Source organism: Staphylococcus sp. GDY8P67P (genome assembly GCF_017892545.1).
In the GTDB taxonomy this organism is placed as follows: Bacteria; Bacillota; Bacilli; order Staphylococcales; family Staphylococcaceae; genus Staphylococcus; species Staphylococcus ureilyticus.
The window spans coordinates 134,763-150,830 of sequence record NZ_JAESLH010000004.1 but is presented as its reverse complement, the minus strand read 5'-3'; the positions used below and the strand labels follow the sequence as shown (position 1 = coordinate 150,830).

The window sequence follows — 16,068 nt, the reverse complement described above, 5'->3', positions numbered from 1 at the left end:
CACTTCGTATGGATTAGCCATTTATAGAGTACGCAGTTTCTGTATTAAGCTTTGTTTAGTGATCGTAAGCGTGTTATATCACGTGCTTAGTGATTTTATTTAGCCGTATTTAAATATTGTGGTAATAACTGGCTATATAAATCTATAAAAGTTAGATAAGTATCTTTATAAACATATTCATCAACTTGATGTGCTTGTCCAGTCTCACCTGGGCCATACATTACAAATGAGAAACTTTCATCTTTATCTTTCATTAAATATGATGCATCTGTAGTTGCAGTAGAAGAAGTCACATCCAGATTTCTATCAAAATAGGAATCACCTAAAGATTTAGCTAATTTTAAGAATGTATTATCTCCCTTAGTATATACAGGGTCGCGGTTTACATAAGGGTTAACAGTTATATCAGCGTCACTTTCTTGGTTAACTTGATCTTTTATACTGTTAAATAACGCCTCAAATTTATTATTATCATAATCTGGTATGGTACGCATGTTAAACAGTGACTCAGCATACGCTGGTATAGAATTGACTTGGTCACCACCGGATATGATTGTTGAATTCATTGTTGGCGTACCGAGCAACTCACTTTTAATATCAACTTTATTATACGCTTTATTTAAATAATGAATAAAATCGACCAATGGATTAATCGCATTATAACCTAATTCAGGCATTGAGCTGTGTGAAGATTTACCTTTGGATATCACTTGAATATCCATGGTACCTTTATGTGTATAAACAATGCCATCTTGTGAAGGCTCTGCGATTAATAGGGCTTCGACGTCATCCATATAGCCTTTTTCATGTAATAATGCAGCGCCGTCACTCGTTACTTCTTCTCCTGCAGTCGCCATAAATCTGATAGTACCTTGATTTAATGTACCTGCTTCTTTAATTTCTATTAAACTAACTGCTAAAGCGGCTAGTCCTGATTTCATATCTGCAGAGCCACGTCCGTGTAATCTTCCTTGATTATCTTCTGTAAGCTTAAATGGATCATAATTCCATAAATTTTCATCACCTGTAGTGACAACGTCCATATGCCCTGAAATACCAACCACAGGTTTTCCGTTACCAATTTCTGCAACTAAGTTAGCTCTTGTGTTTTCGCCTTCCAGTTTTTCGATTTTGGTTTGAATTCCGAATTTATTAAATAAATCTTGTAAATAATGTGCGACATCAAGTTCTTTTTCGTTCACAGATTGAATTTCAACAATGTCAGACAATATCTTTACACGCTCATCATTAGAAAATACTGACATACAAACACATCCTTTATATATATTGAATACTTTAGTATCTACCACATTATTAATTTTTAAAACTATAAAAGGATTGATGCAAAAAAAATATGCTTTGTTAGATAATGAGTTGTGCTATACTTATAATGAATCGTTTGATTTAGACAAAGGAGCATGCGTGACATGAAAAAATGGGGAAGTAGACTTGTCACATTAATTGGTGTGGCACTCATTATAATAGCAATTTATTTATTTATGAAACCAAAGATTGATAATTATTTTACTCAAAAAGACAATGAAAATAAAATAGAACATTATGACCAACAATCTAAAACTTCTGAAAAAAAGAAAGTAGAAATACCTAAAGATAAGACAAAGATGGCAGGTTATTTATCAATTCCTGATGCAGATATTAAAACACCTGTTTATCCTGGCCCGGCCACGCCGAAACAATTAGATAGAGGCGTAAGTTTTGTGGAATCAAACGAATCATTAGAGGATCAAAATATCGCAATTGCAGGTCATACATTAACGGGTCATTCGGATTATCAATTTTCTAGGTTACCTGAAACGAAAAAGGGAAGCAAAGTTTATTTTAAAGTTGGAGATGATCGAAGAACGTATCAGATTACTAAAATTTATGATGTAAAACCAGATGAAGTTGAAGTGTTGGACGAACAAGCATCGAATAAGAAGCAACTAACATTAATTACATGTGATAATTACAATGAACAAACAGGTGAGTGGGAAGATAGAAAAATATTTATTGCCGAAGCACTATAACATGCACCGCTAAATAAAAGTCATATAAAAAGTCCGTATTCATTAACCAAGTAAAACATGAGTTTGAATACGGGCTTTTTTAAATGTTAATTTTCAATTGCTTGAATAAATCTTTTGGTGATTTCTTTAGGACGTGTAATCGCACCTCCGACGACTGTACAATGAACATTTAAGGCTGTAACTTGTTTAAACATTTCAGGTGTGATGACATTTCCTTCAGCTATAACTTTTGCATGAACATGTGAAATCACATCTTTTAAAAATTTGAAGTTATCTTCATACAATATATGTCCTTTAGTATAAGCAGTATAGCCTCGAAGGGTCGTTCCTATGTAATCAAAACCTAATTTATCAGCATATTGTGCTTCTTCAAGTGTAGAGATATCAGCCATAATTTCTATATTTGGTGCTTGCTGACGTATATAAGAAACAAGTTCTTGTAATGATTCTTCAGGACGTTCCTGCTTTGTAGCATCCAAGGCAATAACTTCACATTTGCTTTCTAGTAATTCATCGACTTCTTTACGTGTTGCGGTGATAAAAACATCAGAATTTGCATAGTCTCTTTTGACAATACCGATGATAGGTAAATTCACCTCTTGTTTTATCGCCATAATGTCTTCTTTAGAGTTTGCTCTAATGCCAACAGCACCACCTTCATATGCAGCTAAAGCCATTTTTGACATGATAAAAGATGAATGTAACGGCTCATTTTCCAAGGCTTGACATGAGACAATTAATCCTTGCGGTAACATAATAATACACTCCGTAACTTTAGTAGATTTAATAAAATACTTTACTATCTAATAGATTCATATTTTTAATATAACACCAAGAAAATAATAATCAATATATTTCATTGTTATGAAAAACATTTTCATTTATACTATAGCTATGATTGGGATGGGAGGATAGATAATATGAAATTTGAAAATCGCGTGCAACGTTACCATCATTTATTTACTAAAACAGATAAACAAATCGTAGCGTATATTCAAAACAATGACTTTGACGACACATTTTCAACAATTAATTCATTAGCATATGCGATTGGTACTTCGCCTGCAACGATTACAAGATTTAGTAATAAATTAGATTATGAGAACTTTCAAGATTTGAAGTTTAATTTACAGCAAGAAATGTCGGAAAGAGTAATAGAAAATAGTCCTTTAATTCAACGTATTCATAAATATCATCAAAATATTATTCAGCAAACAGGAGAATTTATTTCTGATGAAAAAATTCAAAGTTTTGTTAACCAAATTATTCGAAGTAGACAAATCATTTATGCAGGTCTTGGTAGTTCTGGATTATCAGCTACAGAATTTTACTATCGTATGATGAGAATGGGTTTGAAAGGGAATGTGTCTACAGATGCTCATCAAATGAAAATATTTGCTTCTTTGTTATCAGCATCAGATACATTTGTAGCGATTTCAAATAGTGGTGAAACTACAGAGCTTATAGCTGCAGCCAAAGTAGCACATGAACGTGGGGCTTATGTCGTAGTTATAACGAATTATGAAGGAAGTCCAATTACTGAGTGTGCAGATTTAGTGCTCATAACAACTGATCAATCTAGAAATAAAGACACACAATTTATTAATACTCAAATCGCAACATTGTTTTTAATAGATATTGTCAGTTACTTATTATTAGATGATACATATATGCATAATGTATATCAACATACGAAAAAAGTAGTGTTAAATGAATAGAGTCATTGTGAACGTAAACACGTAAATAAATGTTACGAGGTTCGTTAGGCATATAAGTATCCTTGATTAAAACAAAAGCGCCAAATTCTATTGTGATTATATAGAATTTGGCGCTTTTGTAGTCCATGGACATTAATATGGTGGATATATTTCAAAGTATGAAGAAACAAGTAAGTGCTGTGCTCGCTTAATTGTGTTTATTTATGACCGCTTTCTTCGTGTGCAACAGTAAATACCTGCATAAACGAAAAATTGGCTTAATATCAATATTTCTTTGATAGTAGGATTTTTGATGGTTTTGGTACATAAAGGACGTAATTTTCATGGCTATAACAGCATAACGTCGTCAATAGCTGTTTTAAAATTTAGAGACTGCGCCATAAAGTGCAGCATGATTCTGTGTACGCGTTGTTTGTATATGAGCATGACCGTATTGCTCAGGTAAGTAATGTTCGACTTTAGGTACGATGTATTTTAATAAATTTTGTCCTTGTGAAGAAACACCGCCACCGATCAGAATTAAACCGGGATCATAAATAATCTGTATTTGAGCGATACCTTCTGCGATTGAATCACTCCATTGATTGAGTATAGATAATGCAAGATTATCTTGTTGATCTGCGAGTTCAAATAATTTTGGTACATTGTCTTGATAAATAAATCCTTTTTCTAACATGAGTGTTTTTAAGGCAGTTGTTGAGGCACGTTGTTCAAATGTTTTGTTTGTTTGTCTATCAAAAAGTAAATAACCAATTTCATTAGCACGATTTCGTTCCCCGTTGTATAGTTGGGAATATTTATTATAAAAAGCGCCCCCAATTCCTGTACCCAGTGTTAAGCAAAAAATATTTTGTGCGCTGTAATCATGGAAAACCAATTCCCCTAACAAAGCTGCATTGACATCGTTAAATACGTTCACCTGAGCATTTAATGGTTTAAGCAAACACTTGAAGTCAGTATCTACGTAATTGGGTATGGTTGGACCAGCGTATTCAACTATGCCACGGCGTTCGTCTATAACGCCTGCGCTAGAAATGCCGACATAAAGTGGGGATATTTGATAAGATTTTTGAAACGTCATTACAATGTTATAAATTTTATCCTTAATAAATGTATCTATGTTGTTAGGGGTAGGTGTTTTGATATATTCTATAAAATTTAATGATTGATCAACTACAGCTGCTTTAATTTCTGTCCCTCCAATATCAATAGCAATCTTATATGGATGCATATACAAATCCTCCTTAATTTTTAAAAGAAAATCGATGTTGAAAAAAGTTTTCACTTATATTGTTTCGAAATGATGTATTTTTTCAAAATTCTATTGCCACACTCTATGATAGCGTTTACAATTTGAACTGTAAATAGAATAAATAAAAGATATTTTTTAAAGCATTATACAGTTATATAAATGATTTTGAATAATAACTTAAATATATAGATGGAGGGTTATACGATGGAAGAGAATTTAAAAGGTTTATATGCAGCATTATTAGTACCATTTGATGAAGATGGTCAGGTTAAAGAGAAAGGATTGGCGCAAATTGCTCAAAATGCCATTGAAACTGAAGGCTTAGATGGACTTTATGTTAACGGCAGTTCAGGTGAAAACTTCTTATTAAATAAAGAACAAAAGAAACAAGTTTTTAAAGTTGCGAAAGAGGCGGTTAATGAAAATGTAAAATTGATTGCTCAAGTTGGGTCGTTAGATTTAAACGAAGCAATAGAGTTAGGTAAATATGCAACTGAATTAGGATATGATGCGATTTCAGCAGTTACACCGTTCTATTATCCATTTTCATTTGAAGAAATCAAAGATTACTATTTTGAATTAATTGAAGCGACACAAAATAATTTAATTATTTATGCAATTCCAGACTTAACTGGCGTTAACATTTCTATAGAACAATTTGGTGAATTATTTAATCATGAAAAAGTGGTTGGCGTAAAATATACAGCTCCTAATTTTTTCCTATTAGAACGTATTCGAAAAGCGTATCCAGATAAATTAATACTTTCAGGTTTTGATGAAATGTTAGTGCAAGCAGCTATTTCTGGTGTGGATGGCGCAATTGGATCTACTTATAACGTGAATGGTAGACGCGCAAGACAAATTTTTGAAAAAGCTAAAAGCGGTCAAATTGATGAAGCATATCAAATTCAGCATGATACTAACGACATAATTGAAAATGTGTTGTCTATGGGCATTTATTCTACATTAAAAGAAATTTTAGCGACACGTGGCATTGACGGAGGTTTACCGAAACGCCCATTTAAACCATTCAATGAAAATAACAGAGCTAAATTAGAAACATTAATTAACAAATACGATTTGTAGGTTACCGTATAAGGGGATGAATTAAATGGAACAAGTAGGTTTTGGTACATGGAACTGGATAGCAGTAGTTATTTACCTTTTAGTTATGCTTTTAGTCGGAGCATATTTTACCAAACGCGCAAGCCAAAGTACAGATAGTTTCTTTACGGCTAGTGGTCGTTTGCCTTCATGGGCAGTAGGGTTCTCTATCTATGCAACGACTTTGAGTGCGATTACTTTTATGTCTACGCCAGAAAAAGCATTTTTAACAGACTGGTCATATATTGCAGGTAATATTGCGATTGTAGCAATTATTCCTTTACTTATTTACTTTTATGTACCATTTTTTAAAAAATTAAAAGTGACATCTGCGTATGAATATTTAGAGGCACGTTTTGGACCTAGTATTCGTGTTATTGGTTCATTACTATTTGTATTATTCCATATTGGGAGAGTGGCCATTGTCATTTATTTACCTACATTAGCGATTACATCTGTGTCAGATATGAACCCTTATGTTGTGGCAAGTTTGGTTGGTATCTTATGTATTCTTTATACATTTCTTGGAGGTTTCGAAGGTGTAGTATGGAGTGATTTCATTCAAGGTGTCATTCTATTAGGTGGGGCAGCAGCAATTATTATTTTAGGTGTCGTCCACATTCAAGGGGGAATGGGCACCGTTGTCAGTGATGCACTGGAACATAATAAAATCATTAGTGCTGATAACTGGAAATTTAATACTGCCGCGGCAGCAATTCCTATCATCTTTTTAGGAAACATTTTTAATAACTTGCATCAATACACAGCAAGTCAAGATGTGGTACAACGTTATCAAGCGTCAGATTCTATATCAGAAACTAAAAAGTCTTTATGGACGAACGGGTTATTAGCTTTAATATCAGCGCCCTTATTCTATGGTATGGGAACAATGATGTACTCATTTTATAGTCATGAAAGTGCATTGCCTAAAGATTTTAATACTTCATCTGTAGTACCATACTTTATACTTACTGAAATGCCACCATTTGTTGCTGGATTATTGATAGCGGCAATATTTGCAGCGGCACAATCAACCATTTCTTCAAGTTTAAATTCAATTTCAGCTTGTATTTCTGTTGATATTAAGCACAGATTCTTCGGCAAGAAAAATGAAAAAAGCGAAGTAGGATTTGCGAGATGGATGATTATTCTTTCAGGTTTATTTGGATTCGGCATGTCTATTTATCTAATTGCAGCAGATTCTAATGACCTTTGGGATCTATTCTTGTTAATTACTGGATTAGTGGGTGTGCCATTGGCTGGTGTGTTTGCGGTTGGTATATTCACACGTCGTACGAATACATTCGGTGTGCTGATGGGATTAATTTTTGGAATTATTTTTGCTTATATCTTTAATGGTATGGGTGGCGGTAATTCACCATTCTATGTATCAATTATTTCGTTTATAGTAGCCTTTGTTTTCTCTTATATCATAAGTATTATTGTGCCAGGCAAACAAAAAGACATTACTGGTTTAACCATCTATGATATTAAAGAAAAATCTAATTATGTCTCTATTGTCCGTATGAAAGAAGACGATCAAGAAGTCTAAAGTTTTATGTAGTTAGGTATAATAAATGATGCGTTGAATTGTTATAAAACAATTTACTTCTGTTTATCTCAAAATATTTTTGAGAAAATGAATACGTTATATAAGGTAGGTAGAATGAAGCATATTGTGTATATGCGTTCTATTCTGCCTCTTTTTTTAATTTTTGAAAATCATGTTATTTACAGCATAAAATATGTGATTCATTTTAATTCCTCGAAAATTATGGATATAATGAATTACAGATATAAGCAGAGTATTCGAGGGGATGATAAGTATGATAAAAGCAATCGCAGTAGATATGGATGGTACATTTTTGGATTCAAAAAAACAATATGATCAAGAAAGGTTTAATCGTATCTTTCAACAATTAAAAAATGAAAATATTAAATTTATAGCAGCAAGTGGTAATCAATACGCAAAATTAAAATCTATTTTTGGAGATAAAGCTATGTTTTTTGTTGCGGAAAACGGTGCGGTTATTTATGAAGACAATACGTTGTATGATTATCAAGCATTTGAAAAAGATGTTTTCCATAATATTGTTAATTACTTAAACATCACGCGTGGTATCAATGAAATAATTGTTTGTGGCGTAAAAAGTGCTTACATATTAAAGAATAATGGACAATCATTTAAAAAAGATGCACATTTTTATTACCGACAATTAAAAGAAATAGCATCCTTGCAAAATTTACCAGAAGACGAATATGTAAAAATAGCCTTAAATATAGATAGAACAACACATCCAACACTTGATGAAGATTTGTCAAATCGCTTTTCACAAGAATTATCACTTGTATCGAGTGGTCGAGATAGTATCGATATCATTTTACCTGGTATGACCAAAGGTAATGCGTTAGCAAGATTATTAAAAAAATGGGAACTATCGGAAGATGAACTCATGGCTTTTGGAGATGCAAATAATGATTTAGATATGCTGCAATTAGCAACACATAGTTATGTAATGGAAAATTGTGAAGATGAAACCTTATTCGAAATTGCAAAGTATGTAGCACCGTCAAATGATAAACAAGGTGTTTTATCAATTATTGAAGATAGAGTACTAAAATGAAAAATTAATATTTAAAATTTTGGCAGTATTACGCTTAAACATATTACTTTCATCCGTCTAACAACCTATCTTATACTAAAAAATATAAGCTACAAATGGAAAGGAAGGCAAACAAGAAATGAATGATATGCAACAGACAATTATAAATGCATTTAATTTTAGACATGCAACAAAAAGGTTTGATTCAGATAAAAAGATAAGTGAAAGTGAATTTAACACAATCTTAGAAGCGGGTAGATTGTCTCCAAGTTCTCTAGGATTAGAACCGTGGAAATTTATCGTAGTACAAAATGCTGAAATTAGAAATAAGTTAAAAGAAATAAGTTGGGGTGCAAAAGGGCAGTTAGAGACAGCAAGCCACTTTGTAATTTTATTAGCGCGAAAAAACGTAACTTCTAAATCACCATTTGTACAACATATGATTCGAGACATTAAACAATATAGCGAAGACAGTATACCTGCTACAGAAGAAAAATTTGATAATTTCCAAACAAGTTTCCATATTAATGATAGTGCGCAGACATTGTTGGAGTGGGCTAAAAAACAAACATATATTGCACTAGGTAATATGATGACGAGTGCAGCATTATTAAATATTGATTCTTGCCCTATGGAAGGATTTGATTTAGATGCTGTTACGCAATTTTTAAGTGATGAAGGTTTGATGGATGAAGCGCATTTTGCACCATCTGTAATGGTTGCATTTGGTTATAGAGAAAACGCAGCAAAAGAAAAAGTACGTGAACCTCAATCACATGTAGTAGAGTGGGTTGAATAATAAGCGTTACGAGGACTCAAATATTTAAAATTCATAAAAAAGAAAGCCAATTCATTCATACAATGTATTGAATTATAAACGTCAATTTCTGTTGTCATTACAGAAATTGACGTTTTCTTTGTTTTATGAACTTTAAAAGTGAGTTGGATTATTATACTGATGGCGTATGATGTCACTGTTTTTAAGTTTTATCAGCAATTAATGACATATTATTGTGTAATCTAATACTTAAACCATCTATAAAAAAAGTTTCTTCAGTATCGATACTTGGTTTATAAATATCGATATGGGCTAATCCATAGCTTGTATCATTTTCAACTCTAGGTAAGCGTGATTGCCAAGTATTTACTGCAATATGGTGATGATAATATTTAGATGACATAAAAAGAGCTTGCGGGAAGTTAGAAATATGCTGGAGACCTAGTTGCTCAATGTAAAAATGTTGAGCGATGGTTAAGTCGGATGTTTTCAAATGCAAATGTCCAATCTTCGCATTATTTGGCATTTCATCCCAGCCCATCTTTGTTCTTTGATTAAGTAAATCATTCGTATCTACTTGTAACGTATCCATTTTCACTTTATCATTTTCCCACAACCATACAGACTTAGGTCTGTCGAAATAAACTTCAATGCCATTCCCTTCTGGATCATTAAGGTATAAAGCTTCACTTACTAGATGATCTCCACCACCAACCGGAATGTTTGATTGCGAAATATGAAATAAGAAATTAGCTAAGTCTTTGCGGTCGGGCAGTAGAAATGCTACGTGAAATAGTCCTGCTTCACTTAAAGAAGGCTGACGTCCCTCTGGTATTTCACATAACGTAATTGTATGGCCGCTCAAACCTACTTGCAAAACTGCAGAAGTATCATTTGTTGATACCACTTTAAGTCCTAGAATATGTGAATAAAAATTCAACATCGTTTGTAAATTTTTAATGTTTAAGGTGATATTTGTTACTTGAATTGCTGATTTATCGTGAAAAGTCATCGCCTTGCTCCTTTATATTCGGTTATGAGTTATAGATACAAATTAATGTAAAAAGTATACCAAGTCAATTTAAGTGTCTCATGACGTAGAATTACATAAAGTTTAATATCACTTCTATATTTACATTTAACAACATATGGTAATATGTGAACATGGACAATTTGGAGGATGGAGTGGGGTGAGCGTATGCAAGTTTTTTGGAAATTGGGATGGTTTTTCAAACAACATAAAGGCAGTTATCTTATTGGATTGAGTACATTATTTTTAATTGCTTTAATTGAAATTTTACCTCCACAGATTATAGGTAAGACTATTGACGATATGGTGGGAAACAAATTAACGCCTAAACTATTAATGATTTATCTTTTGTTATTAGTATTGGTAGCAATTTTAACTTATGTATTAAGGTATATATGGAGATTATCAATATTTGGAACTAGTCAAAAGTTGGGGCAAATATTAAGAACATATTTATATAAAAAGTATACAGTTATGAGTGCTATCTTTTATCAAAATCGAAGAACTGGTGATTTAATGGCACATGCAACTAATGATATAAGAGCAGTGCAAAATGCCGCGGGTGCTGGAATATTGATGATTGCAGATTCTTTGATAACTGGTGGAACAGTGGTGATCACAATGGCTGTAACAGTAAGCTGGAAATTAACATTGATTGCAATGATACCACTACCTTTTATGGTATTGTTAACAAGTTTTTATGGATCGTTACTTAGTAAAGGATTTAAAAAAGCACAAGCAGCGTTTAGTAGATTGAACGATAAGACTCAAGAAAGTGTTGCTGGTATCAAAGTAACTAAGACATTCGGTTATGAAGCGAGTGACCAACAAGATTTTAAAGATTTAAGTGATGATGTAGTTGATAAAAATTTAAAAGTTTCGAAAATTGATGCATTATTTGATCCGACAATCACATTAGTGATAGGAATGAGTTACTTTTTATCAATCGTATTTGGTGCAAAATTGGTTTTTAATAATACAATCACACTTGGTCAACTGATTACGTTCACGACATATTTAGGGATGCTCGTTTGGCCATTATTAGCACTAGGACTATTTTTTAATATCGTTCAAAGGGCAAAGGCATCATATGAACGAATTGAAGAAATAGAAAATACCCCTAATGATATAGATACAGATTATAAACTTAACACTAGACCCGTTGGAAATATTGAGTTTAATATTAAGGAATTTAATTTCCCGGGTGATTCGAAAGAAGGTATCTATAATGTACATTTTGAAGTTAGGGAGGGTACTACTGTGGGCATCGTTGGAAGAACTGGTTCAGGGAAAAGTACGCTGATTAGATTGCTACTTAGAGAGTATGATACAAAAGAAATGCATGAAATCACATATGGTGAGCATCCTATTCGAGATTATAATGTACAGCTTTTGAGAAATCAGTTTGGATATGTACCACAGGAACACTTTTTATTTTCAACTTCAATTCGTAATAATATTGCATTTAGTAATGAAAAAATAGGTGATAACCAAATATTTGCAGCAAGTCAAGCAAGTGATATTCATGAAGATATATTATCTTTTCCTGATCAATATCAAACAGTGGTAGGTGAAAGAGGCGTATCATTGTCAGGAGGACAAAAACAAAGAATATCCATTGCGAGAGCGCTATTAATAGACCCAGAGGTATTAATACTTGATGATTCCCTTTCTGCAGTAGATGCCAAAACCGAAGAAGTGATACTAAGCAATTTAAAAAAACTAAGAAAAGGAAAAACTAATATTATTACTGCGCATCGGATGAGTGCTGTGAAACAAGCGGATGAAATTATTGTTATGGATAAAGGAACGATTGTGGAAAAGGGCACACATTCTACTTTGATGAATCAAAAAGGATGGTATTACGAAACATATCGAGCTCAAGCTTTACAACAAAAGCTCACGCGTAATTTAGATGACTTAACGAAAGGGGACGATACCAATGGCTGAGAAAGTTAATTTAACTGCAAAAGATCAAGCTCAGGCTTTGATTAGGTTATTTAAGTATACGACCCCTTATAAAGGAACTATTGCTTTAGCATTTTTAACGTTAACAATATCAACGATTGCAAGTATGTTGACGCCTTACTTAGTGAAAGTATTTATTGATGATTATCTTACGCCACGCGTTTTTCCCCAACAAGCAATGATATGGCTGATGATTATCTTTATTAGTATTCAAATAATAGGTGCAGTAACAATGTATTTAAGCCAATATCTTTTTCAATATCTTGCTTTTAAAGTGATCCAACAATTAAGAATTGACGCTTTTAATAAATTAGGTAAATTGGGAATGAAATATTTTGATAAGGTATCAGGTGGTAGTATAGTCTCTAGGTTAACGAATGACACTGAGACAATTGTTGATATGATTATAGGCGTATTTTCAACATTTCTTATAGCCTTTTTTATGATGATTTCTAGTTATATAATGATGTTTATTTTAGAGATGAGATTGGCTTTAATATCTTTAATATTTTTACCAGTTATTATATTTATTCTTGCGAGTTATCGTAAATACTCAGCTGTTTTATTTGCAAAATCTAGACAAAAATTGTCCGATTTAAATACAAAATTAGCAGAGTCTATAGAAGGCATGAAGATAATACAGGCGTTTAACCAAGAAAAAAGATTAAACAGTGAATTCAATCGTATTAATGATGAACATTATCAATATATGTTAAAAACTGTGAAACTTGATAGTTTATTATTGAGACCTGCAATAAGTTCTCTAGCTATTTTTGCGGTAGTTATGATTTTGGGATATTTTGGTATCATTAGCTTTACGACAGGTATTACGGCTGGCGTTGTATTTGCATTTGTTCAATATATGGAACGGTTTTTTGAACCAATTAATCAAGTGAGTCAAAATTTAAATATTTTGCAACAAGCTTTAGTTTCAGCGAGTAGGGTATTTACTTTAATTGATGATGACACATACGAACCTGAACAACAACCTGTACCATCGTACACAATTGAAGAAGGAAAGATTGAATTTAGAGAAGTCAGTTTTAGCTATGACGGAAAGACAGATGTATTAAAAAATATTAATTTTACCGTTAATCCTGGTGAAATGGTAGCTCTTGTTGGTCATACGGGTTCTGGGAAGAGTTCAATTATAAATTTGTTTATGCGTTTTTATGAATTTGAACGAGGGAGCATTAATGTGGATGGACATTCAATAAAAACAATCCCTAAACAAGAATTAAAACAGAAAATAGGGCTAGTGCTTCAAGACGCATTTATATTTTATGGTACGGTTGCATCAAATATTAAACTGTATCATCCAACGATGACATTTGAACAAGTAAAAGCTGCAGCAGAATTTGTACATGCGCATCATTTTATTGAAAAATTGTCAGGTCAGTATCAACATAGAGTGATTGAAAAAGGAAGCTCATTTTCAAGTGGCGAACGACAATTGATAGCATTTGCAAGAACAATTGCTACAAATCCTAAAATACTTATTTTAGATGAAGCGACAGCAAACATTGATTCTGAAACAGAGGAACAAATACAACAATCTTTGAATACAATGAGAAAGGGAAGAACCACTTTAGCCATTGCGCACAGACTTTCTACGATTCAGGATGCAGATAAAATACTTGTATTAAATCACGGAGAAATTGTAGAGCAAGGCACACATGAAACGCTGATTAAAAAAAATGGTATTTATTATAATATGTATGCATTACAAAATGGTTAAATCACCCATTTTTGAACAAAATCAATGAAGTATGGAAATTAACGTTATTACAAAATTTAAATGAAACTAAACAATCAAAAGCCAAAATAAAAGGGGTGCAGTCAAAGAACTATTGAGGTAGCTCTATATTTTATAATTATGGAAGTGCGTTCGTTATGTATTAGAATCGAATGTAGGTTTAAAGAATAAACAAAGCAAATGAGCCTGGGGGACTACTGATTCATCCCAGGCTCATTCAAAATGATGATTTAGTTTAAGATGTTTTATATCCAAATTTATTTTGGACTTTGAAAAGGTTGTAGACACCTAATTAATCTGCATATACATCTTGAAATTCTGGTTTTTTCTCAATAACTGACTTAGCAAAAGGGCATGTCGCGGAGACTTTTAAATTGTTATCACGTGCATAGTCAACTACTGATTTTACAAGTTGTGAACCTAAACCTTGACCACCAAGTTCATCTGGTACACCTGTATGGTCAATGATTATATGGTTGTCACCTTGAGATTGAAATGTAATCTCCGCTTGTGGATTATCTTCGTTATCGCCTACATAAAATTTATTTGTACCTTGTTTGATTTCCGCCATTCTAACACCTCCATGTTATTAACATCATATATATTTAATATCACATTTTGCCTTAAGTTAAACAAATTTTAAAATTAAGCATATATTTCAAACATAAATGATGTTAGTAAAAATTGAAGAATAATAAAAAACCATTGAAAAAATGTGAAAATAAGTTTATAGTTTTAACGGAATAATTTCGATTTGGAGGGGCGTTTTTTGAAAAAAATTATGTTACTTATTCTGACCTGTATATTCATCGTATTGTTAAGTGCATGCGGAAATATAAATTCTGAGAAAAAAGACGTCAGTTCGAACAATAGATTAAAAATATATACGACAGCCTTTGCATTCCAAAGTTTCACTAATCAGATTGGAGGCAAATATGTAGAAGTTGATTCGATTTATCCACCTGGTGCAGATATGCACTCTTTTGAACCAACACAAAAAGAAATGATTAATATCGCTAAAAGTGACTTGTTTATCTATTCGAATGAAGAAATGGATCCCGTTGCCAAGAAAATTGCAAGTTCAATTAAAAATAATAATTTGAAGTTACCTGTTGCTGCACACCTTGATCACCATGATTTAATTTCAAATCATGAAGCACATGACGATCATGACGAACATGAACATCATGAAACACATGAAAGCCATAATCATGGGGGGGAAGATCCACATGTATGGCTAGATCCGGTGTTAAATAAAAAATTTGCTAAGGTGATTAAAAATGATTTGATCGAGAAGGATCCTAAGCACAAAACGTATTACACGCGTAATTATAATCATTTGATAAAGGATATGAATGAAATTGATCATGAGATGAAGCGAATCACACAACATCCTAAACGTGATACAGCCATAATTTCTCATGACTCTATAGGTTATCTTGCAAATCGCTATCATTTTAAACAGCAAGGTGTTAGTGGCATGAATAATGAAGAACCTAGTCAACGTGAACTCATGAATATCGTTCAAAATATAAATAAAACTAAACAACCTTATGTATTATATGAACAAAATATAACATCTAAAGTTACAAATGTTATTCAAAAAGAATCTAATACAACCCCACTAAAATTTCATAATATGGCAACCTTATCAAAAGAAGATATAGAGGATAAGCAAATATCTTATCAATCTTTAATGAAAGAAAATATGAAGTCATTAAATAAAGCACTTAATGAGTAATTTTAATATAAAGATAAGAGGTTGAGACAAAAAATTTGTCTCAACCTCTTTTGATTTTGTGATAGAAAGTACTATCATCGTTTTTTAATAT

The 16,068-nt window shown here is 32.4% G+C and carries 14 protein-coding genes; 9 read left to right on the top strand and 5 right to left on the bottom strand.

Going from position 1 to position 16,068, the window contains the following annotated elements:
- Positions 1-95: 95 nt before the first annotated feature.
- Positions 96-1,265: an ArgE/DapE family deacylase gene (locus KA833_RS00795; RefSeq protein ID WP_210128205.1), complete on the bottom strand. Its 1,170-nt coding sequence runs from the start codon at positions 1,263-1,265 to the stop codon at positions 96-98.
- A gap of 162 nt (positions 1,266-1,427) precedes the next feature.
- Between KA833_RS00795 and srtA the strand changes: the two genes are divergently transcribed.
- Complete coding sequence (gene srtA, locus KA833_RS00790; RefSeq protein WP_070657983.1) at positions 1,428-2,027, top strand: class A sortase SrtA; 600 nt, start codon at positions 1,428-1,430, stop codon at positions 2,025-2,027.
- 86 nt (positions 2,028-2,113) lie between these two features.
- Here the strand turns inward: srtA and KA833_RS00785 are convergent, their stop codons facing one another.
- Positions 2,114-2,782: an N-acetylmannosamine-6-phosphate 2-epimerase gene (locus KA833_RS00785; RefSeq protein WP_070037368.1), complete on the bottom strand. Its 669-nt coding sequence runs from the start codon at positions 2,780-2,782 to the stop codon at positions 2,114-2,116.
- Positions 2,783-2,947: 165 nt separating this feature from the next.
- On the opposite strand from KA833_RS00785, the gene KA833_RS00780 reads away from it, so the two are divergent.
- Positions 2,948-3,745, top strand: coding sequence for a MurR/RpiR family transcriptional regulator (locus KA833_RS00780; protein WP_019470049.1), 798 nt, complete (start codon positions 2,948-2,950; stop codon positions 3,743-3,745).
- A 358-nt stretch (positions 3,746-4,103) separates the two neighbouring features.
- On the opposite strand, the gene KA833_RS00775 is transcribed toward KA833_RS00780, so the two are convergent.
- Entirely contained in the window at positions 4,104-4,976 is an 873-nt protein-coding gene (locus KA833_RS00775) for an ROK family protein (RefSeq protein ID WP_070037371.1), read from the bottom strand.
- 225 nt (positions 4,977-5,201) lie between these two features.
- Here KA833_RS00775 and KA833_RS00770 point away from each other — a divergent pair, with 225 nt between their 5' ends.
- The 4 genes from KA833_RS00770 (at position 5,202) to KA833_RS00755 (ending at position 9,503) form a co-directional block, all read left to right on the top strand.
- A complete protein-coding gene (locus KA833_RS00770; protein ID WP_064209269.1) occupies positions 5,202-6,083 on the top strand; it encodes an N-acetylneuraminate lyase in 882 nt (293 codons plus the stop codon).
- 25 nt (positions 6,084-6,108) lie between these two features.
- On the top strand, positions 6,109-7,653 hold the full coding sequence (locus KA833_RS00765; RefSeq protein WP_103161511.1) for a sodium:solute symporter family protein: 1,545 nt from the start codon (positions 6,109-6,111) through the stop codon (positions 7,651-7,653).
- Between the two features lie 274 nt (positions 7,654-7,927).
- Positions 7,928-8,725: a Cof-type HAD-IIB family hydrolase gene (locus KA833_RS00760; RefSeq protein WP_210128206.1), complete on the top strand. Its 798-nt coding sequence runs from the start codon at positions 7,928-7,930 to the stop codon at positions 8,723-8,725.
- A 118-nt stretch (positions 8,726-8,843) separates the two neighbouring features.
- The gene (locus KA833_RS00755) at positions 8,844-9,503 is read left to right on the top strand and encodes an NAD(P)H-dependent oxidoreductase (RefSeq protein WP_210128207.1); all 660 of its coding nucleotides are present in this window, start codon (positions 8,844-8,846) and stop codon (positions 9,501-9,503) included.
- A 181-nt stretch (positions 9,504-9,684) separates the two neighbouring features.
- On the opposite strand, the gene KA833_RS00750 is transcribed toward KA833_RS00755, so the two are convergent.
- The gene (locus tag KA833_RS00750; protein WP_210128208.1) at positions 9,685-10,494 is read right to left on the bottom strand and encodes a VOC family protein; all 810 of its coding nucleotides are present in this window, start codon (positions 10,492-10,494) and stop codon (positions 9,685-9,687) included.
- Positions 10,495-10,680: 186 nt separating this feature from the next.
- Here KA833_RS00750 and KA833_RS00745 point away from each other — a divergent pair, with 186 nt between their 5' ends.
- Together KA833_RS00745 and KA833_RS00740 are read left to right on the top strand one after the other, a co-directional pair.
- The gene (locus KA833_RS00745) at positions 10,681-12,462 is read left to right on the top strand and encodes an ABC transporter ATP-binding protein (RefSeq protein ID WP_210128209.1); all 1,782 of its coding nucleotides are present in this window, start codon (positions 10,681-10,683) and stop codon (positions 12,460-12,462) included.
- The gene (locus tag KA833_RS00740; protein ID WP_192946496.1) at positions 12,455-14,218 is read left to right on the top strand and encodes an ABC transporter ATP-binding protein; all 1,764 of its coding nucleotides are present in this window, start codon (positions 12,455-12,457) and stop codon (positions 14,216-14,218) included. Before KA833_RS00745 ends, KA833_RS00740 begins: the two co-directional genes overlap by 8 nt.
- Positions 14,219-14,528: 310 nt before the next feature.
- Here KA833_RS00740 and KA833_RS00735 read toward each other — a convergent pair whose 3' ends face one another.
- Positions 14,529-14,807: a GNAT family N-acetyltransferase gene (locus KA833_RS00735; RefSeq protein WP_019470056.1), complete on the bottom strand. Its 279-nt coding sequence runs from the start codon at positions 14,805-14,807 to the stop codon at positions 14,529-14,531.
- A 198-nt stretch (positions 14,808-15,005) separates the two neighbouring features.
- On the opposite strand from KA833_RS00735, the gene KA833_RS00730 reads away from it, so the two are divergent.
- Positions 15,006-15,977: a metal ABC transporter solute-binding protein, Zn/Mn family gene (locus tag KA833_RS00730; RefSeq protein ID WP_070037377.1), complete on the top strand. Its 972-nt coding sequence runs from the start codon at positions 15,006-15,008 to the stop codon at positions 15,975-15,977.
- The last annotated feature ends 91 nt before the right edge of the window (positions 15,978-16,068 follow it).